This window comes from Microbacterium amylolyticum (assembly GCF_011046975.1).
Taxonomy (GTDB): Bacteria; Actinomycetota; Actinomycetes; order Actinomycetales; family Microbacteriaceae; genus Microbacterium; species Microbacterium amylolyticum.
The window spans coordinates 121,693-140,093 of the sequence record NZ_CP049253.1; the positions used below are offsets into that span (position 1 = coordinate 121,693).

General features: G+C 63.6%; 19 protein-coding genes and 1 tRNA gene. 16 read left to right on the plus strand and 4 right to left on the minus strand.

Going from position 1 to position 18,401, the window contains the following annotated elements; all coding sequences use genetic code 11:
* Window positions 1-13 precede the first annotated feature (13 nt).
* The 3 genes from G6N81_RS00685 to G6N81_RS00695 all read left to right on the plus strand — a co-directional run bounded on the left by G6N81_RS00685 (window position 14) and on the right by G6N81_RS00695 (window position 3,115).
* Complete coding sequence (locus G6N81_RS00685; protein ID WP_165131690.1) at window positions 14-550, plus strand: TetR/AcrR family transcriptional regulator; 537 nt, start codon at window positions 14-16, stop codon at window positions 548-550.
* Between the two features lie 154 nt (window positions 551-704).
* Complete coding sequence (locus G6N81_RS00690; RefSeq protein ID WP_165131693.1) at window positions 705-2,087, plus strand: hemolysin family protein; 1,383 nt, start codon at window positions 705-707, stop codon at window positions 2,085-2,087.
* Complete coding sequence (locus tag G6N81_RS00695; protein WP_165131716.1) at window positions 2,084-3,115, plus strand: CNNM domain-containing protein; 1,032 nt, start codon at window positions 2,084-2,086, stop codon at window positions 3,113-3,115. The genes G6N81_RS00690 and G6N81_RS00695 overlap by 4 nt, the downstream gene beginning before the upstream one ends.
* A 123-nt stretch (window positions 3,116-3,238) precedes the next feature.
* Here G6N81_RS00695 and G6N81_RS12915 read toward each other — a convergent pair whose 3' ends face one another.
* Window positions 3,239-3,679, minus strand: coding sequence for an alpha/beta hydrolase fold domain-containing protein (locus G6N81_RS12915; protein WP_165137514.1), 441 nt, complete (start codon window positions 3,677-3,679; stop codon window positions 3,239-3,241).
* A gap of 17 nt (window positions 3,680-3,696) precedes the next feature.
* Between G6N81_RS12915 and G6N81_RS00705 the strand changes: the two genes are divergently transcribed.
* Window positions 3,697-4,116 carry a LysR substrate-binding domain-containing protein gene (locus G6N81_RS00705; protein ID WP_241245094.1) on the plus strand — a complete coding sequence of 140 codons (420 nt, stop codon included), beginning with the start codon at window positions 3,697-3,699 and terminating at the stop codon, window positions 4,114-4,116.
* A gap of 6 nt (window positions 4,117-4,122) precedes the next feature.
* Here the strand turns inward: G6N81_RS00705 and G6N81_RS00710 are convergent, their stop codons facing one another.
* Complete coding sequence (locus G6N81_RS00710; protein WP_165131727.1) at window positions 4,123-4,767, minus strand: MBL fold metallo-hydrolase; 645 nt, start codon at window positions 4,765-4,767, stop codon at window positions 4,123-4,125.
* Between the two features lie 198 nt (window positions 4,768-4,965).
* On the opposite strand from G6N81_RS00710, the gene G6N81_RS00715 reads away from it, so the two are divergent.
* From G6N81_RS00715 to G6N81_RS00750, 8 genes are all read left to right on the plus strand, one after another.
* Window positions 4,966-5,038: transfer RNA gene (locus G6N81_RS00715), tRNA-Glu, on the plus strand.
* 213 nt (window positions 5,039-5,251) lie between these two features.
* Entirely contained in the window at window positions 5,252-6,256 is a 1,005-nt protein-coding gene (locus G6N81_RS00720; RefSeq protein ID WP_165131749.1) for a TerC/Alx family metal homeostasis membrane protein, read from the plus strand.
* Window positions 6,257-6,460: 204 nt separating this feature from the next.
* Window positions 6,461-7,927, plus strand: coding sequence for a 3-isopropylmalate dehydratase large subunit (gene leuC / locus G6N81_RS00725; RefSeq protein ID WP_165131752.1), 1,467 nt, complete (start codon window positions 6,461-6,463; stop codon window positions 7,925-7,927).
* A 2-nt stretch (window positions 7,928-7,929) separates the two neighbouring features.
* Window positions 7,930-8,526, plus strand: coding sequence for a 3-isopropylmalate dehydratase small subunit (leuD, locus tag G6N81_RS00730; protein ID WP_165131755.1), 597 nt, complete (start codon window positions 7,930-7,932; stop codon window positions 8,524-8,526).
* 76 nt (window positions 8,527-8,602) lie between these two features.
* A complete protein-coding gene (gene murA, locus G6N81_RS00735; RefSeq protein ID WP_165131758.1) occupies window positions 8,603-9,964 on the plus strand; it encodes a UDP-N-acetylglucosamine 1-carboxyvinyltransferase in 1,362 nt (453 codons plus the stop codon).
* A gap of 2 nt (window positions 9,965-9,966) precedes the next feature.
* Complete coding sequence (locus tag G6N81_RS00740) at window positions 9,967-10,716, plus strand: lysophospholipid acyltransferase family protein (protein WP_241245008.1); 750 nt, start codon at window positions 9,967-9,969, stop codon at window positions 10,714-10,716.
* The gene (locus G6N81_RS00745; protein ID WP_165131764.1) at window positions 10,713-11,819 is read left to right on the plus strand and encodes an NAD(P)H-dependent glycerol-3-phosphate dehydrogenase; all 1,107 of its coding nucleotides are present in this window, start codon (window positions 10,713-10,715) and stop codon (window positions 11,817-11,819) included. The genes G6N81_RS00740 and G6N81_RS00745 overlap by 4 nt, the downstream gene beginning before the upstream one ends.
* Entirely contained in the window at window positions 11,725-12,810 is a 1,086-nt protein-coding gene (locus G6N81_RS00750; protein ID WP_165131767.1) for a D-alanine--D-alanine ligase family protein, read from the plus strand. The genes G6N81_RS00745 and G6N81_RS00750 overlap by 95 nt, the downstream gene beginning before the upstream one ends.
* A gap of 33 nt (window positions 12,811-12,843) precedes the next feature.
* Here the strand turns inward: G6N81_RS00750 and G6N81_RS00755 are convergent, their stop codons facing one another.
* Window positions 12,844-13,350 (minus strand): DUF3515 family protein, encoded by a 507-nt coding sequence (locus G6N81_RS00755; protein WP_165131770.1) that lies wholly within the window; start codon window positions 13,348-13,350, stop codon window positions 12,844-12,846.
* 85 nt (window positions 13,351-13,435) lie between these two features.
* Here G6N81_RS00755 and thiL point away from each other — a divergent pair, with 85 nt between their 5' ends.
* Window positions 13,436-14,422, plus strand: a complete 987-nt coding sequence (thiL, locus tag G6N81_RS00760; RefSeq protein WP_165131773.1) for a thiamine-phosphate kinase — start codon at window positions 13,436-13,438, stop codon at window positions 14,420-14,422.
* Here the strand turns inward: thiL and rsmD are convergent.
* Window positions 14,419-14,976 carry a 16S rRNA (guanine(966)-N(2))-methyltransferase RsmD gene (gene rsmD / locus G6N81_RS00765; protein ID WP_165131776.1) on the minus strand — a complete coding sequence of 186 codons (558 nt, stop codon included), beginning with the start codon at window positions 14,974-14,976 and terminating at the stop codon, window positions 14,419-14,421. The two genes, thiL and rsmD, sit on opposite strands and share 4 nt — an antisense overlap.
* A gap of 85 nt (window positions 14,977-15,061) precedes the next feature.
* On the opposite strand from rsmD, the gene G6N81_RS00770 reads away from it, so the two are divergent.
* Genes G6N81_RS00770 through G6N81_RS00780 form a run of 3 tightly spaced genes read left to right on the plus strand, consistent with a single transcriptional unit; the run spans window position 15,062 to window position 18,401 of the window.
* Entirely contained in the window at window positions 15,062-17,233 is a 2,172-nt protein-coding gene (locus tag G6N81_RS00770; protein WP_165131779.1) for an ATP-dependent DNA helicase RecG, read from the plus strand.
* A gap of 56 nt (window positions 17,234-17,289) precedes the next feature.
* Complete coding sequence (gene coaD, locus G6N81_RS00775; RefSeq protein ID WP_165131783.1) at window positions 17,290-17,790, plus strand: pantetheine-phosphate adenylyltransferase; 501 nt, start codon at window positions 17,290-17,292, stop codon at window positions 17,788-17,790.
* Between the two features lie 56 nt (window positions 17,791-17,846).
* Window positions 17,847-18,401, plus strand: a complete 555-nt coding sequence (locus tag G6N81_RS00780; RefSeq protein WP_378730928.1) for a YceD family protein — start codon at window positions 17,847-17,849, stop codon at window positions 18,399-18,401.

The following is an 18,401-nucleotide window of genomic DNA, read 5'->3' on the forward strand; positions in this document are numbered from 1 at the left end:
CGCCCTGGCCGTGATGAAGCGCGACGGCGTGCGCGCGGCAACCACCCGTCGCATCTGTGAAGAGGCGGGTGTCGCACAAGGCGCCTTCCACTACTGCTTTCGCTCCAAGCAAGAGCTGTTCGTCCTGCTCATGGAACGCGACGCCGAAGCTCCGGTTCAGGACGTGCGTGACGAGATCACACCGTCGATGTCTCCGCGAGAGTGCATCGCATTGCTGATGGACCGATATTGGCAGCAGGTGGAAAAAGACCCCGGGGAGCAGCTCGTGCTTGCCGAACTCAGCGTTCTGGCATTGCGAGATTCAGCGCTGTCGGACTACTCATCGATCGAGCACCGCGTGTATCTGGCGGCGACGCTGCAACACCTGCGCCACGCGGCGGAACGCACGGGCATGACGTATTCGATTCCTATCGAGGAGCTAGCCGAGGTCACCACGTCGGCCATGCTCGGGGTCAGCTCCGTCTGGCTGGCGACGCGCGACAGCGTGGCTGCTCGGCGAAACCTGGACATTCTCGCCGAGATGGTCGCGGCCTACGCGATCACCCCGTGAGGGATTCCGGCGGCAGATCTGCCGTGTAGTCTTTCGTCAACACAACATCGAACAGAAGGAGCGTGAGACCGCCGGTGGGCCATACCGACGAACCTCCGAGTTTTAGGCCGCCGTCCACGAGACAGCGCCATCATCGCAACGAGGCGGGTGGCGCATGATCATCGCGGCTCTCATCCTCATCCTGGGAATACTCACCACCCTCGCGATCGTCGCAGCCAATGGCTTCTTCGTCGCACAAGAGTTCGCCTATATGTCCGTCGACCGCTCTCGGTTGCGTGCGCTGGCAGCATCGGGCGACGAGGCGGCAGCCCGTGCGCTGAAAGTCACCCGCCGGACGTCCTTCATGCTGTCGGGGGCGCAACTCGGTATCACCGTCACCGGCCTGCTGGTTGGCTTTGTCGCCCAGCCGATGATCGGAGCCTCGCTCGGAACGCTTCTCGGCGGAACGGGCATTCCCGTTGCCGTCAGCGTCACCGTCGGTACGGTTCTCGCGCTCGCCGCGGCGACCATTGTCCAGATGATCTTCGGCGAGCTCTATCCGAAGAACCTCGCGATCGCGAGCCCGGAACCCTTGGCGCGGCAACTCAGCCGACCCACACTCGTGTACCTCGCGATGTTCGGATGGCTTATCTGGGTGTTCGACAAGTCGGCAAACGCGCTTCTTGCGCTCTTGCGTATCGAACCGGTGCACGACATCGAGACGAACGCCTCGCCTGAGGAGCTGCGCAGGGCTGTGGCGGAATCGCGTGACAGCGGTCATTTGCCCGGCGAGCTCTCCCTGATTCTGGATCGCGTGATCGAGTTCCCGGAGCAAGATGTCGAACACGCCATGGTGCCGCGTTCACGGGTGGATTTCGTTCCGGCGGATCTCCCTGTTGCTGAGCTTCGCCGGACGATGGCCGCTGGGCACTCTCGATACCCGGTACTTGACCCATCGGGTCAGCCTGTTGGTGTCGTTGAGCTCACCGCTCTTCTTCGTCGCACTCCCGGGCCGAGCGACACAGCGGCGGACCTGATGCGCGAACCCGTGATCATCCCCACGCTCATGAGCCTGCCGGAGGCACTTCACCAGCTTCGGCACGCCAAACAGCAGCTCGCGTGCGTTATCGACGAGTACGGAGGCTTCGCCGGCATTCTCACCGCGGAGGATCTCGCGGAGGAACTGGTTGGCGAGCTTGAGGACGAACACGATGTGCGTGCTCATGAACAGACGCTGTCGATCGGTGGCGACGCCTGGTTGATGGACGGTGACCTCCACGTGGATGAGCTCCGCCGCATCATCGGACATGACCTTCCTCCCGGGGATTTCGAAACGCTTTCGGGCCTCGTGATCGCCGAGAAAAAGGCTCTTCCGCGTGCGGGCGATCAGCTCCGCATCCCTCTTCCGCTTGAGCCGATCGACTATGTTGCCGAAACCCCCGTCCGCCGCTATCTGGAGGTCATGATCCTCGACCTCGTGCGGCGGGTACCCGGCAAGGTGCGCTTGCGCATCGTCGAGGATGAGGCGCCCGAAGACACTGAGGGAGACGCACGATGAACCCGTGGATCGTGATCGTTGCGACGATCGGTTTGATTGCCGCGAGTGCCTTTTTCGTCGTGATCGAGTTCTCTCTTCTTGGGGCGCGGCGGCATCGCCTCGAGCAGGAAGCCGAAACGCGCGCATCTGCTCGGTCGGCTTTGCGCGGGATGAACGACCTCACCCTGATGCTCGCCGTGGCGCAGCTGGGGATCACGGCGTGTACGTTCGCGCTGGGCGCGGTCACCAAGCCCGCTGTTGACGCGTGGCTACTTGTGCCGCTCGAGACGCTCGGCCTCCCGTTGCGCCTGGCAGATGTTGTGGCCTTCGTCCTGGCGCTGTTCGTCGTCACGTTCCTGCACCTGGTCGTTGGTGAGATGGCGCCGAAGTCCTGGGCCATCGCCTATCCCGAGCTGGCGGCCAAGATCATCGCTTTTCCGGCACGGGGCCTCGAACGACTCCTCCGTCCCCTGCTGTTGTGGATCAATCGCATGGCGAACAAGCTCGTTTTGGCGACAGGAGTGACCCCCGTTGAGCGGGCGGCCGTGGGCGGGCAAGACATCGATACGATCCGCCAGCTCGTTGAGCAGTCGGGGCGGGCGGGAACGATTGACGCCAATGTGCACGCGCAGCTCGCGGAGATCCTTGATGTCCAGCGTGCGCAGCTCGTGGACCTCATCCGTCGCGAGATCGAGCCGACGCGAGTCGAGCCCGACGCGACCGTCGCCGATGTGCAGGATGCCGCAGCGCGGACCGGGCATATGCGCATTGTCGTCGCGCCGCGCACCTCGGATTCCTTTGCCGTTGTGCACGTACGCGACACTCTTCTTCGGGAGCGGAGCATGGGGATTGCGGAGATCACGCGACCCGCGCTCTCCCTGGACCAGAGCATGTCGGCGGGAGAAGCGTTCAGACTGATGCGTGACGAGCACGAGCAACTCGCCGTGGTCGTCGATGGCGAAGAACTTGTCGGAGTGGTCTCGGTCACCGATATCCTCCGGCACATTCTGCCGAAGGTTGATCGATCCAGGAGTGCTACGGGCGAATAGGTTCAGCAACCGGCGCCTCGCCTCGCGACGGTTACGCGGTGACGTCCCGTGCGAACGCGATGCTCGGACGGAAGACCGTGTCGAGATCTTTCACGTCCTGCCACAAATGCCCCGCCCCGGCAATCAGGTGCATCTCCGCGCGAACGCCGTGCTCGCCTCGATCGCCGTCGGACGATGTGTCTCGACGGGGCCGCCGATGAGCTGTTCCTCACGAGTGGGGCGTTCGGTCTGCGCGTCGGGCGCCGGAAACGACGCGAGATCTGCTGGGCCGTACCAGTCGACCACTCCGCGCACGCCGGCCTGGTTGTCGAGGCCGGCAAGCGCCGCCAGGTGACCGCCAGCGGATTCGCCCCAGAGGACGATACGGGACGGGTCGATTCCCTGTGCCGTGCCCTGGTCTTGGACCCAGCTCAGCGCCGCACGGACATCGTCGAGCTGTGCCGGAAAGATCGCTTCGCCCGTCAGGCGATAGTCGATAGCGGCGACCGCGAATCCTGCGCTCGTGAGACGCCCGAAGCTCTCAGCCGCAGGAACGCCGGGGGTGAATACACGCCGGCTTCCGATCCGCCAGCCGCGAGCGCCTGGCCGAGGAGCCTCGTGTTCTCGTCGTCCGTCGGGACCACCCTCTCGCCGATCGTGAACACGTCAGCATCGACGAAACGAACAACGAAGGATTCGTGATGCTGACGGGCGCGAGCCGGGACGTTCACGACGGGTGGCTGGTGGATCCCCGCCCCGACGGTTCGCATCCTCGCGTTGTCGCAACGTCAGACGATATCGAGGGGATCATCGAACTCTGTGCCGCCGGTGTCGGCGTGAACATCGCTGCTGCATCGGCGGCAACGCATTTCTCGCGGCCAGGGCTTGTGTACGTTCCCATCGACGATGTGCCACCGGTGCTGATTGACGTGTGGTGGCGGGCCGACGAGACATCGCGCGACGTCGCGCTCTTCATTGCTGTTGCGCGCGAGCACTATCGCCGGTCTCGTGCTGAATCGTGATCCCGCCTACGGGCTCGCGACAGTGAGCGCGTCGCCGACGTCCAGGTCGTGGAAGATGCCGCCGTGCTGTTCTGTGGCCCATGCCAGCCGTTGTCGGTGCATGCCCAGGCCGACCTCTGACAGAGGTTTGTCGTGTGTTCCGAACGCTTCTCGGGGGCGTACGGCGAGAACGAAGTCCATCGCCTCACCGATCTTCAGCCATGGCGCACCGTTGGGGGCCGCGAGTACGGGGACCTCCACACCGGACGGAACCGCGTAGGAGTCGCCGGGGTAGTACAGGGTTTCGTTGACCAGCACGCCGACGTTGTCGACACGGGGGATCGAGGCATGGATCTCATTGTGTGTTCCGCCGAAGAACCGAAGCGAGAACGCCCCGATCTGCCGATCGTCACCGGCGTGGACGACGGTCGTTTCCACGGGCGCGGCGGCCGCCGTTGCTGCCGTGGTGAAGATCGGTGCGTCCGGGAACTGCTGTCGAAGCGTAAGGAGATGCTCGGGCGTCCAGTGATCGGGATGTTCGTGGGTGATGACAATCGCCGTGACGTCCGCGAGGGCACCGAGCTCCGCGCAGAAGGCGCCGGGATCGATGACGAGGGTTTCGTCCGTGTGTTCTACCGTGAGATACGCGTGTTCGTTCTTCGTGATGCGCATGGATCGAGCCTGCCATCAAACGCGGGCGTCATGGGCTTTCGCTGAAGCGGGATTCCGAATATGATTCTCATCTGGGAGACACGCCCGGGCACCGATCGGCCGTGCCTCGATTTGTTGCTGCGCCATGATCCGTTCTATAGTTATTGAGTTGTCGCAAACGGGACAGCAAACAAGTGAAAAGATCGAAAGATGACTGACGGCCCCATCGTATAGCGGCCTAGTACGCCGGCCTCTCACGCCGGTAACGCGGGTTCGAATCCCGCTGGGGTCACACCGTCAGAAGAAGCCCGGAACCACGCGTTCCGGGCTTCTTTGCGTTTCCGGCGGTCTCTGCGGGAAGGTGCGCTACGCTGGCCGGGCGAGAGGGAGTATCCCACCAACTGCGCACCCCGTCACCACGAGCACCATCGAAGCGGCTCCGGGGGCGTGCCGCGAGAGCGGGGGAGAGACTTTCGAGGTTTTCTCCTACCCCGAAAGGCGCCCGTTGGACATTCCCCTCTGGTTCCAGGTCTCCACGCTCACCATCATGACGGTGATCCTGATCGGCGACCTCCTGCTGATTCTCAAACGCCCGCACGTTCCTTCGACAAAGGAATCCACGGTGTGGGTCTCCTTCTATATCGGCCTCGCCCTGTTGTTCGCGGTTGTGCTGTTCCTCATGGGAGATAGCGAACACGCCATCGAGTTCACGGCCGGATGGCTCACAGAGAAGAGCCTCTCGATCGACAACCTGTTCGTGTTCGTGCTGATCATGACGCAGTTCTCGGTGCCGCGGAAGTATCAGCAGGAGGTGCTCATGGTGGGCATCATCATCGCGCTGATTCTGCGCGCGATCTTCATCGCCCTTGGGGCAGTTCTCATCGAGAACCTCAGCTGGATCTTCTACATCTTCGGCGCATTCCTCGTCTACACGGCCGCGCGACAGCTGTTCGACACGAAGCATGAAGACGACCGTAAGCAGGAGTCGTTCATCGTGCGTCTCCTCGGACGATTCATCCCGATCCACAACGAATACGACGGCAACAAGCTGCGCACCAAGGTCAATGGCCGCACCATGTTGACGCCGATGCTCATCGTCTTCATCACGATCGGCATCACCGACCTCGTCTTCGCGGTCGACTCGATTCCCGCCATCTACGGCATCACCCAGGAGCCGTTCCTCGTGTTCGCCGCGAACCTGTTCGCGCTCATGGGGCTGCGCCAGCTCTACTTCCTCCTGGGGGACCTGCTCGACAAGCTGCGCTTCCTGAAGTACGGCGTGGCTTTCATCCTCGCCTTCATTGGCGCAAAGCTCTTCTTCCACGCTCTGCATGTCAACGAGCTGCCCTTCATCAACGGCGGGGAGCACGTCGAATGGGCGCCTGAGGTGAGCAACTGGACCTCGCTTGGCGTGATCTTTGGCGCAATCGCGATCTCGACGATCGCCAGTATCGTCGTCAACGCGGCCGAGAAGAAGAAGGCACTTTCTCGCGAATCAACTCAGAAATGATGTCCCGTCTCGATTGAGGATGCGCATCCTGCTCAGCAGCGATCGCACGCGTGTGGTCGCTGCTGAGCATTCTGTTACCGTTGTTGTTGTGCGGTGCAATCGACTTCTTCTTAGGTGCCGCGACGGGATTTCGCTCTAGGCCCTCCCGTCGCGGAGTCTGTCGATGGCCGACACCGCTCGAGACGAGGAAGAGATAACCAGAGCATGACCGCCGATATTCACGTTCCGGATCACCCGCGCACCCTGGCTGAGAAGCTGTGGGACGACCACATCGTCGTCCGCGGCGAAGATGGCCAGCCGGACCTGATCTACATCGACCTTCACCTCATTCACGAGGTCACCAGCCCCCAGGCATTCGATGGGTTGCGCACGGAGAATCGGCCTCTGCGACGTGTCGATCTGACGATCGGCACGGAGGACCACAACACTCCGACGCTCAACATCGATAAGCCGATCGCTGATCTGACGAGTCGCACACAGGTCGACACCCTGCGCAAGAACGCCAAGGAATACGGCGTGCGCCTGCACTCTCTCGGCGATGCCGAGCAGGGAATCGTGCATGTTGTCGGACCCCAGCTGGGCCTGTCCATGCCGGGGATCACGGTCGTCTGCGGCGACAGCCACACATCGACGCACGGTGCGTTCGGCGCTCTCGCGTTCGGCATCGGAACAAGTGAAGTCGAACACGTCATGGCGACGCAGACGCTTCCGCTCAAGCCGTTTAAAACGATGGCCATTACGGTTGAGGGTGATCTGAAGCCGGGCGTCACCGCGAAGGACATCGTTCTCGCCGTGATCGCCAAGATCGGAACCGGTGGCGGCCAGGGGTACGTGCTCGAGTTCCGTGGCTCCGCCATCCGCGCGCTCTCCATGGAGGGGCGCATGACGGTCTGCAACATGTCGATCGAAGCCGGCGCCCGCGCGGGGATGGTCGCGCCCGACGAGACGACGTTTGAGTACGTCAAGGGCCGTGACCACGCCCCACAGGGCCAGGACTGGGACGACGCCGTCGCGTACTGGAAGACGCTCCCCACGGATGAGGGCGCTGTTTTCGACGCGGAGGTTTACATCGACGCGAATGAACTTGAGCCCTTCGTCACGTGGGGAACGAATCCGGCACAGGGCGTTTCCCTGAGCGAATCGGTTCCTCTGCCTGATTCATTCACGGACCCCAACGAGCGCGCAGCTGCTGAGCGTGCCTACGAGTACATGGATCTTGAGCCCGGCACACCGATGAAGTCGGTTCCTGTCGACGCCGTCTTCATGGGGTCGTGCACGAACAGCCGCATTGAAGACCTTCGGGCCTTTGCCTCGATCATCGAGGGGCGCACAAAAGCCGATGGCGTGCGCGTCATGGTTGTTCCCGGTTCCGCGCGCGTGCGATTGCAGGCCGAGGCCGAGGGCATCGACAAGATCGTGACCGATTTCGGCGCCGAATGGCGCTTCGCCGGATGCTCCATGTGCCTCGGAATGAACCCCGACCAGCTGGCCCCGGGGGAGCGTTGCGCGTCCACCAGCAACCGCAACTTCGAGGGTCGTCAGGGCAAGGGAGGGCGCACTCATCTGGTGTCGCCGCTCGTGGCGGCGGCCACGGCCGTGCGGGGAACATTGTCGAGCCCCTCCGACCTGGGCGTTTCCGCCGGAGCTGAATTCGAAGGGGCAGGAGCCTGATCATGGACAAGTTCACCACCCACACGGGCGTCGCTGCACCGCTCAAGCGTTCGAATGTCGACACCGACCAGATCATCCCGGCCGTGTACCTCAAGCGCGTGACGAAGACGGGCTTCGAAGATGCGCTGTTTTCGTCGTGGCGTCAGCAGGACGATTTCGTGCTTAACCAGGAGCCTTACAGGAACGCCTCGATCCTTGTTGCGGGGCCTGATTTCGGCACCGGTTCCAGCCGCGAACACGCCGTCTGGGCGCTCCGCGACTACGGCTTCAAAGTTGTTCTGAGCTCGCGTTTTGCCGACATTTTCCGCGGAAACTCGGGCAAGCAGGGCCTCGTCGCCGGTGTTGTTGCCGAAGATGATGTGAAGAAGATCTGGGCGGCCATTGAGGCGAACCCCGGTATGTCAATGACGGTGGATCTCGTGGCGCGAACCGCCACGGTCGGCGACTTCACGGCGGCTTTCGATATCGACGATTACACTAGGTGGCGGCTCCTCGAAGGGCTCGATGACATCGGGCTCACGCTGCGTAACGAAGACAAGATTTCGCAGTTCGAGGCCCGTCGCGAAGCGTGGCGGCCGCGGACCCTTCCGGTTCCGTGAGCCCTTGGTCACTCCATCCTTGGGGTGGCCGCTTAGGCGGTATCCCGCCCCAAGGGTGAAGTGAGGGTTCTCAGGAATGACGCTCGTAGGCACGAACGATAAGACGCTTGCGTCGCCACTCGGCGATGTTCTGGAGATTCGCGGCGGACGACCGCTTCGCGGCCAGGTCGATGTCAAGGGAGCGAAAAACCTCGCGACCAAGGCGATGGTGGCATCGCTGCTCGGCTCGACACCATCGACGCTGCGTGACGTCCCCGAGATTCGTGACGTCGAGGTCGTGCGGTCCTTGCTCGAGGTACACGGTGTGACCGTGTCCGAGGGGGACGAGGCGGGCTCCCTGCTTCTGGACCCCTCCGGCGCGGAGTCGGCGGGCTTCGAAGAGATCGATGCACACGCTGGCTCGAGCCGGATTCCGATCCTCTTCTGCGGTCCTCTGCTCCACCTGCTCGGTCAGGCGTTTATCCCGGATCTGGGTGGCTGCCGCATCGGTGATCGTCCGATCGATTTCCACCTCGAGGCGCTGCGCAACTTCGGTGCGACTGTCGACAAGGAGCCCAACGGCATCCGCCTCTCGGCTCCGGAGGGTCTTCACGGCGCGAACATCGAGCTACCGTACCCGAGCGTTGGCGCAACGGAACAGGTTTTGCTGACCGCTGTCCGGGCGAAGGGCGTCACAGAGCTGCGCAACGCGGCGATTGAGCCCGAGATCATGGACCTGATCGGCGTTCTGCAGAAGATGGGCGCGATCATCTCGTATGAGCCCAACCGTGTCATCTTCATCGAGGGCGTCGACCAGCTTCACGGCTACGACCACCGCAGCCTGTTCGACCGCAACGAGGCCGCCTCGTGGGCCTGCGCTGCTCTGGCAACCGACGGAGAGATTTTCGTCAAGGGCGCCCGGCAGTACGAGATGCTGACCTTCCTCAATGTCTTCCGCAAGGTCGGTGGCTCCTTTGACATCACCGACGAGGGCATCACGTTCCGTCGCGCGGCGACACCGTTGAAGCCCGTCATGGTCGAAACCGACGTTCACCCCGGCTTCATGACCGACTGGCAGCAGCCGCTGATCGTGGCACTGACGCAGTCCACCGGAACGTCGATCGTGCACGAAACGGTGTACGAGAACCGTCTGGGGTTCACCGAGGCTCTCAACAAGATGGGTGCCGACATCGTTGTGCACGCACAGGGCCTTGACGGTGAGTACCGGCGTGTGGCGCGCCGTGAGCTCGAGCAGGCGGCCGTGATCACGGGCCCGACGCCGCTTCGCGGGGCGGACATCGTTGTTCCCGATTTGCGCGGTGGTTACGCCTACGTGATCGCGGCGCTCGCGGCCGAGGGAACGTCTCGTGTCTCGAACGTCGGAATCATCCGCCGTGGTTATGAGAAGTTCTTCGACAAGCTGACGGCGCTCGGCGCCGACTTCGACATCGTCGGTTGATCGTGGCACGGGCCTCGCGGGAAAAAACCCGCCCGAGTCTGTTCTGGATTCTCGCGGCGATCATTATTCCGGCCGTCGGGTGGTTCGCGAAGATCCGTATTCGCGGTGAGGAACACCTTCCGCGCGACGGCGCGTACATTCTCGCGCCGAACCACCACAGCGAGATCGATCCGCTGACGGTGGCAGTCGCCACGTGGCGGCTGGGACGGGCGCCTCGGTTCATGGCGAAGGAAAGCCTGTTCCGGATCCCCGTCGTTGGCGCGGCGCTTCGCGCAACCGGGATGGTTCCGGTGTCCCGCACTGGCCGTGGCAAAAATGGTGCATCGCAGGCGCTGGCACAGGCGAACGACATCGTGACACACGAGCGCGGCGTCATCGTCTACCCCGAGGGGACGCTGACTCGTGATCCCGATCTGTGGCCGATGCGCGGAAAGTCGGGCGCGGTGCGTTTGGCCCTGGCCGGCAACATTCCGCTGATTCCGGTCGCCCACTGGGGCGAGCAGGCATTCATGCCCCGCTACGGCAAAATCAAGTTCTTCCCGCCGCGTCGTCCCGTCACCTTCCTCTTCGGCCCGCCCGTCGACCTATCTGATCTGGTCGGGCGTGAGAACGAGAAGGGCGTGATGAACGAAGCGACCGAACGTGTGATGAGCGCTGTGACGCAGCTCCTGGAAGAGCTCCGTGGCGAGAAGGCCCCGGACCAGCGCTGGGACCCGACGCAGCACGGACAGAACGAGACGGGTCGCATATGAGTCTTCGCGTCACTGTTCTCGGTGCGGGCAGCTGGGGAACAACATTCGGCAAGATTCTGGCCGATGGCGGCGCCGACGTGACGATGTGGGCGCGCAGAGCAGAACTGGCGCGCGAGATCGATGAGGCGGGCCGCAACTCGCAGTATCTCTCGGGCATCAACCTGCCCGGGGGCATGCGTGCAACGCCGGATCTCACGCGTGCGGTCAGCGGGAGCGAGCAGATTTATGTCTCGGTTCCCAGCTCATCGGCGCGCGACACCCTGAAGCAGATCCGTCCGCTCATTGCGCAGTCTGATGCGCCGATCATCAGCCTCATGAAGGGTGTTGAGAAGAAGACGGGCCTGCGCATGAGCGAGGTCATGGCCGACGCGCTGCGTTGCGATCCTGCTCGTATCGCTGTCGTGAGTGGTCCGAACCTCGCCCTGGAAATCGCCAAGGAACAGCCGACGGCGGCCGTTGTTGCGTCCGTCAGCGGAGCGACGGCAGAGGCCGTGGCTCGTGCATCTTCGAACCCTTACTTCCGGAGCTTTGTTGGCACCGATGTCATCGGTGCGGAGTTCGGCGGTGTTCTGAAGAACCTCATCGCGCTCGCCATCGGCATCGTCGATGGTGTCGGGCACGGCGAGAACACCAAGGCATCGATCATTACGCGCGGTCTCGTCGAGATCACCGACTTTGCGGTCGCCCATGGTGCGCAACCGGAGACGCTGCAAGGGCTCGCCGGGCTCGGCGATCTTATTGCGACGTGCCAATCCCCGCTCAGCCGCAACAACACGGCCGGTCGACTTCTTGGACAGGGCTATGCTCTTCCCGACGTCGTCTCGCGGATGGAACAGACAGCGGAGGGCATCAGCTCTGTCGCCCCGATCCTCGAACTTGCTCGTGCGCAGGGCATTGAGATGCCCATCGTGCAGCAGGTCAAGATGGTGCTCGATGGCACGATGGATCCGCGCGATATTGCTCCGCACCTCACGACAGACGACGACACTCCCCAGGAGGAGACGCAGTATGGCAATAGCGACCGTGGCGGTGCTCTTCGGCGGGCGTTCCAGCGAGCACGAGATCTCTTCGGCGACGGCGGGCGGGGTTCTCGGCGCCATTGATCGTGATCGCTATCGCGTGATTCCGGTGGGGATGACGCGTGACGGGGTCTTTATTCTCGAAGAGGATGATCCGGCTCGATTCCTGCTGAACGCGGCCAAGATGCCCGAGGTGGTCGACAACGGCACGCGCATCATCTGGCCGATGCCCGGCGGGCCGCGGGAGCTTCGTGTTCAGCGCGCAGACGGAGGCATCGACAACCTCGGAACCGTCGACGTTGTGTTGCCGATTCTGCACGGTTTGCACGGCGAGGACGGCACGATCCAGGGCTTCTTCGACATCCTCGAGATTCCGTATGCGGGCGGCGGCATCCTCGACTCCGCGATGTGTATGGACAAGCACTTCATGAAGGTGGCACTCGAGGCTGCTGATATCTCCGTTTCACCGTCGATTACGGTGCGTGCCCGGGCATGGGCAGACGACACAGACAGCGTTCGTTCCGACGTGGACCAGCTGGGGTATCCGGTGTTCGTGAAGCCGGCACGAGCGGGTTCGAGCGTTGGTGTGTCGAAAGCGCATGACGCCTCGGAGCTTGACGAGGCAATGCGCGTTGCCCTGGCGGAAGACACCAAGGTTCTCGTCGAAACGGCGATCGTCGGTCGCGAGATTGAGGTCGCGGTTCTCGAAGGGCGTGGCGATTCGATGCCCCGCACCTCCCTGCCCGGTGAGATCGTGCTGACAACGCGCGAATTCTATGACTTCGAGGGCAAGTACCTCGGGGGAGATGGCGCCGACGTCGTGTGCCCGGCAGAGCTCACGGACGACGAGACGGCACGGATTCGCGACGTTGCCGCTCGTGCCTTCGAAGCGGTCGAGGGGCGCGGACTTGCGCGCGTCGATGTCTTTCTCACGACCGGCGGCGATGTCGTGGTGAACGAGCTCAACACGATGCCGGGATTCACGCCGATTTCGATGTACCCGAAATGCTGGGTGGCATCCGGGCTGAGCTACGCTGATTTGATCACGGAACTCATCGAGCTCGGTCGCCGCTGAGGTCGCTTTCCGGTCTGTTCGGCCGCCGGTTCTCTAGCTTCCGGGGATGAGCAGATCGGCGTCTTCGTCGACGGGGGTGGCGTCTTGAAGGTCGACGCATTCCCCGGTCTGCGGCAGCTGCAGCGCAGCGGCAGCCATGCCGGGGAGAACGGCGTCCGGGCTGATCGCCGATGCGTCGATGTACATCTGGATCGCGGGGGACCGGCCGTACGTGGTGATGCGCATGTATGCCGAGTCTTCTTCGGGGTCGACGATCCAGTCGACACCCTGCATGCGCACGCACTGCAGGGTGGTCGGAGCGGGTTCGTCGAGGCCACAGGTATAGATAATGGCGGTCGGCTCGCCCCAGGCTGCCGTTGACTGAGCGTTTGTCCACACGCGCTGGGTGTCGCCGAATGCATCGGGGATGCGCACGTTCGCCTCGGAACACTCGACAGTGTTCGCATGGGGTGCTGCTTCGAGGTTGATCGTTGGGGTGCATGCCGCGAGCGCAAGGGCAAAAGTGGCAATGGCACCAGCGGGCAGGATTCGACGAAGCACGTCCCCAGCGTATTCATCGTCCGCTTTGCGCGGCCTGAGATCGGCGCGCTGATGTCTCGCCAACCTGCGGCACTACTCTGAGGGGATGCATGATTCCACCCCGATCGGTCAGTTGTCGGAACGCGAGATTCTCGCGCGCATCGCGGTGCGAACCGGTCGAGCCTCTGCCGCAGAGATTGCGATCGGCGACGATGCCGCGGTTATCGCCAGCTCGGGGCGCGTTGTGGCCACAACGGACACACTCATCGATGGGCCGGACTTTCGCCTCGCATGGACAACGGGATACGACCTGGGGTGGAAGGCCGCGGCGGTGAACCTTGCGGACATTGCCGCGATGGGGGCGACTCCGACGGCGCTTATTGTTGCCCTCGCGATGCCGAACGATACGGAAATCGGATTCGTTGAGGCGATGGCGGACGGGCTGCGAGAAGCATGCGAGGCGCTCGCTCCCGGATGCGGTGTGGTGGGAGGCGATCTGACGCAGTCGGCGACGCTCATGGTCGCCGTGACGGCTCTGGGCGACATGGATGGCCGTGAGCCGGTGCGTCGGGCCGGCGCGGGCGTCGGAGACGTTGTTGCGATCGCGGGGGAAATGGGCGTTGCCGCGCGCGGTCTCGAGGTGCTGTTCACCCGCTTCTGCGACGTGGACGGGCATGCAACGCCGATTGACCGTGACCAGCTCGAAAGCGGTGAGCTGCGCGCGATCGAGATGCAGCTGCGCCCAAAGCCGCCGCTCGGCCTCGGGCCGGTGGCCGCGATGGCGGGCGCGACGGCCATGATGGACGTGTCCGATGGCCTGGCGCTCGACGCGTCGCGGCTGGCGGAGTCATCCGGTGTCACGATCGATTTTGAGAGCGCCGCACTCGGCAGCAGCGGTGACCTGGCGCGCGCGCTCCGCGGCGGCGAGGACCACGCTCTCCTCGCGACGTTCTCCACGGATGACCTCGCCCCGGGGTTCCGCGCGATCGGCCGTGTTGTTGCCGCCCAGCCGTCACCGGTTTTGGTCGATGGTGAGCCGTACACGGGCGAAACAGGCTGGGACCCGTACAGCGACTGGAACGGCCAGGTCTAGGGCAGCTCACCCCACCAGAGGGCGGTGTCTCCGTAAGACTTATCGCGGTAGGCCACGAGTCCTGCGGCACCCCAGTCTGGTGAGCCTGAGCGCTGTGCTCGTTCGACGATAACGAGACCGTCGGACGCGAGCACCGTTGCGACCAGCGCGAGATCTGCCGCGAGCTGATCGGGAGGCAGATCGTACGGCGGGTCAATGAAGACGAGGTCGTATGTTCGGGCCGTGCTGCGAAGAAAAACCTGGACGGCGACCGCATGCGTCCGTGCCTCGCGCCCTGTCGCCTTCTGCACACGCGCGGCATTGCCGCGAACGATTTGCGCTGCTTTCTGACCTTTTTCGACCAGATCCGCCGTGGCCGCTCCGCGGCTGAGAGCCTCCAGTCCGAGCGCACCCGATCCCGCATAGAGGTCGAGAACCGCTGTGTCGTCAAGCATCCCCGTGGTTTCCAGGGCGCCGAACAGCGATTCGCGGACCCGGTCACTCGTTGGCCGTGTTCCGCTGGGCGGGACGTCGAGTCGTGTGCCGCCCGCGTCTCCGGAAATGATCCTCGTCACGCCTCCAGCCTACGGTCCGTGTTTTCCGGTGCGCGGATGCGGCGATGCGGAATCGTTGGTCGGGGGTCGAAACTATGCTCGAACCATGTCGTTCACGCTCGAGACCTCGCTGGCCACCGCGGTGGGGGAGAAGCCCGCGAAGCAACTCCAACGCGGATTCGGCATGGAAACCGTCGGCGACCTCGTTGCGCACTTTCCGCGGCGGTACGCCGTCCGTGGCGAGTTAACCCCGATCAGCGAGCTGCCCGTCGGAGAGCCGGCGACGATTGTTGCCGAAGTGCGCAGCGCCAGCGTCCGATCGATGCGCAACCGTCGCGGAAAAATCGTCGAGGTCATCATCGGCGACGGGCAGGACGAAATGTCGCTCACGTTCTTCGGCCAGGAGTGGCGGCTGAAGGAACTCACGCAGGGCAGGCGCGGCGTGTTCTCCGGCAAGGTCGGTATGTACCGCGACGAGCTGCAGTTCTCGCACCCCGACTATCAGCTGTTCGAAGATGATGGCGATGCCGTCCGCAGCGCCACCGAGTTCGCCGACCTCCCCATTCCGCTGTACCCCGCCACGTCCACGGTGCGGTCCTGGGAGGTGTCGAAGCTGATCGCGACGGTTCTTGACCAGCTTGGCCCCGTGCCCGACCCGCTGTCCGACGAGATGCGTGCGCAGCAGAAGATGCTTCCCGCGCGCGAGGCTCTCGAGAAGATCCACCGCCCCCGCACCGAGATCGATCATCGACATGCGCGGCACACGCTGCGAATGCACGAGGCGCTCGTCATGCAGACCGCGCTGCTTCAGCAACGTCTCCTCGTGAAGTCGGCGGCGGCGACGCCGCGGCCGGCTCAGCCCGGTGGTCTGCTTGAACGCTTCGATCGTGCGCTGTCGTTTACGCTCACGCCTGATCAAGAGACGGTCGGCGCTCAACTCGCGGCTGACCTGGTTTCCGATTCCCCGATGAATCGTCTTGTGCAGGGTGAGGTCGGCTCAGGCAAGACGCTCGTTGCGCTCCGCGCCATGTTGCAGGCGATTGAGACGGGCGGACAGTGCGCTCTCATTGCACCGACGGAGGTCCTGGCCGGTCAGCATATTCGGTCGATCACGAAAATGCTCGGCCCTGATATCGCGGCGGAAGTGATCCCGACGCTGCTCACCGGGCAGATGGCCGCTGCCGACCGGCGACGGGCGTCCCTGCGCGTCGCATCCGGTCAGGCACGCATCGTGGTGGGAACGCATGCCCTCCTCAGCGACAAGACCACGTTTGCCGACCTCGGATTCGTTGTTGTCGATGAGCAGCATCGCTTCGGCGTGGAACAGCGCGAAACGCTGCGGGCGAAGGGCACACACCCTCACGTTCTCGTCCTCACGGCGACTCCGATTCCCCGCACCGTGGCGATGACCGTTTTCGGCGACCTTGATGTCTCAACGATTCGCACGATGCCGGCCGGACGCGCTGGCATCGAAACGTATGTCGCGCCGATCGCGGAAAAGCCCGCGTGGTTTCACCGGGTGTGGGAAAGAACCGCGGAGGAGGTGGCCAACGGGCACCAGGTGTTCGTCGTGTGCGCCGCAATCGATACGGAGGGCGACGGCTCGGCCGTTCAGGACGACGGCACAGTGCTCGAAGCGCCGCCAGAGGGCGGACCGAAGGGCCCCCGCTTCGGCGTGGTTCAGGTTGCCGAGCTGCTCGGGCATCAGACATCGACGAGTCATCTGCGGATCGCCATCTTGCACGGCCGGATGCCGGGCGATGAGAAGGACACGATCATGCAGTCGTTCGCCCGCGGTGATATCGACGTGATCGTGGCAACTACCGTGATCGAGGTCGGCGTTGACGTGCCCAACGCCTCCACGATGGTGATTCTCGATGCCGATCGCTTCGGCGTGTCTCAGCTGCATCAGCTGCGCGGCCGTGTCGGGCGTGGTGAGGTGCCCGGGCTCTGTCTTCTTGTCACGGAGGCGCTCATCGCCTCACCGGCACGGGACCGCGTTGATGCGGTTGCGGCGACACTCGACGGGTTCGAGCTGGCTGAAGTGGACCTTGAGCTGCGCGGCGAGGGAGATGTTCTCGGCGACACCCAGTCCGGCATGCGGTCATCGCTGAAGCTCCTGCGCGTTGTCAAGGATGCCTCGCTGATCCAGCAAGCACGCGGAATCGCGCAGGGCATCCTTGATGAGGACCCCACCCTGGAGGGTCATCCCGAGCTGGCCGTGCTGCTGGCCGCGCGTGTCTCGAGCGAGGAACGTGCGGCACTCCGGAAGAACTGAGTGGTAACTCGGAAGATCCGAGCCACGCGTATTTTTCTGCCGGTACGCTGTCGATCATGAGCAACCGGATTGCCGTTGTCCCGGGATCGTTCGACCCCCCGACTCTCGGACACCTCGACATCATCCGCCGCGCCGCAGCATTGTACGACGAGATTCATGTTCTCGTCGTACACAATCCTGACAAAGAGGGCATGCTTCCGCTTCCCCTCCGGCTCCAGCTGCTGGAGCAGTCGATCGCTGAGGCCGGGTTCTCCGGAAAGGTCACGGTGGGGTCCTGGAGCGTAGGCCTGCTCGTTGACTACGCGCAGGAAGTGGGCGCCGGGGTTCTCGTGAAGGGTATTCGCGGTCAGCAGGACGTGTCGTACGAGACGCCCATGGCCGTGGTGAACAATCATCTTGCGGGGATCGAGACGGTGTTCCTGCTTGCTGACCCTGCCAACTCGGTCGTTTCCAGCTCACTTGTTCGACAGGTGGCCGGTCTCGGCGGCGATGTCTCGCCGTATGTTCCGTCCGCCGTTGCCCGATACCTCGCCCAGTCGACGCCCAGCGATTTCTAGCGGCGCGTTTCCCCGGACTCTGTGCCTGATCAGGTGGGCACACGTACGCTAGTGATGTGAAGAATCGACTTTCTGGACCGTTCGTGCTGCGAGTGCGAGATATCGTCCGTCAGCCGGGCGAGATGCGTGAGCACGAGCTCACGATTCCCGCGCCAGAGCGTTGGGGGCAGGGGATCGTCGCGGTCCAGAAGGACCGCGAAATCAGAATCGACGTGCGCCTCGAATCCGTTCATGAGGGCGTTCTCGTCAGCGGAACGGCGTACACCGACTTCGAGGGGGAGTGCAGCCGGTGCCTGAAGGCGATCTCCCAGCCGGTCGAAGTCGAGTTCCAGGAGCTTTTCGAGTACCCTGGACAGGAAACTTCTGACTATGAGCTTCAAGACGACCACGTGGATCTTGAAACTCTTGTCAGGGAAGCGATAGTTCTCACGCTTCCGTTTCAGCCGGTCTGTCGGCCGGATTGCCCCGGCCTTGATCCAGCCACGGGTGAGTTGCGTTCCGACGAATCCGGCGTGGCGCAGGAGCCCATCGATCCTCGTTGGGCTGCGCTCCATAAACTCACTGAAACCGAGTCGGCGTCTGACGCCGTCAAGACTAGAGAAGAGAAGTAG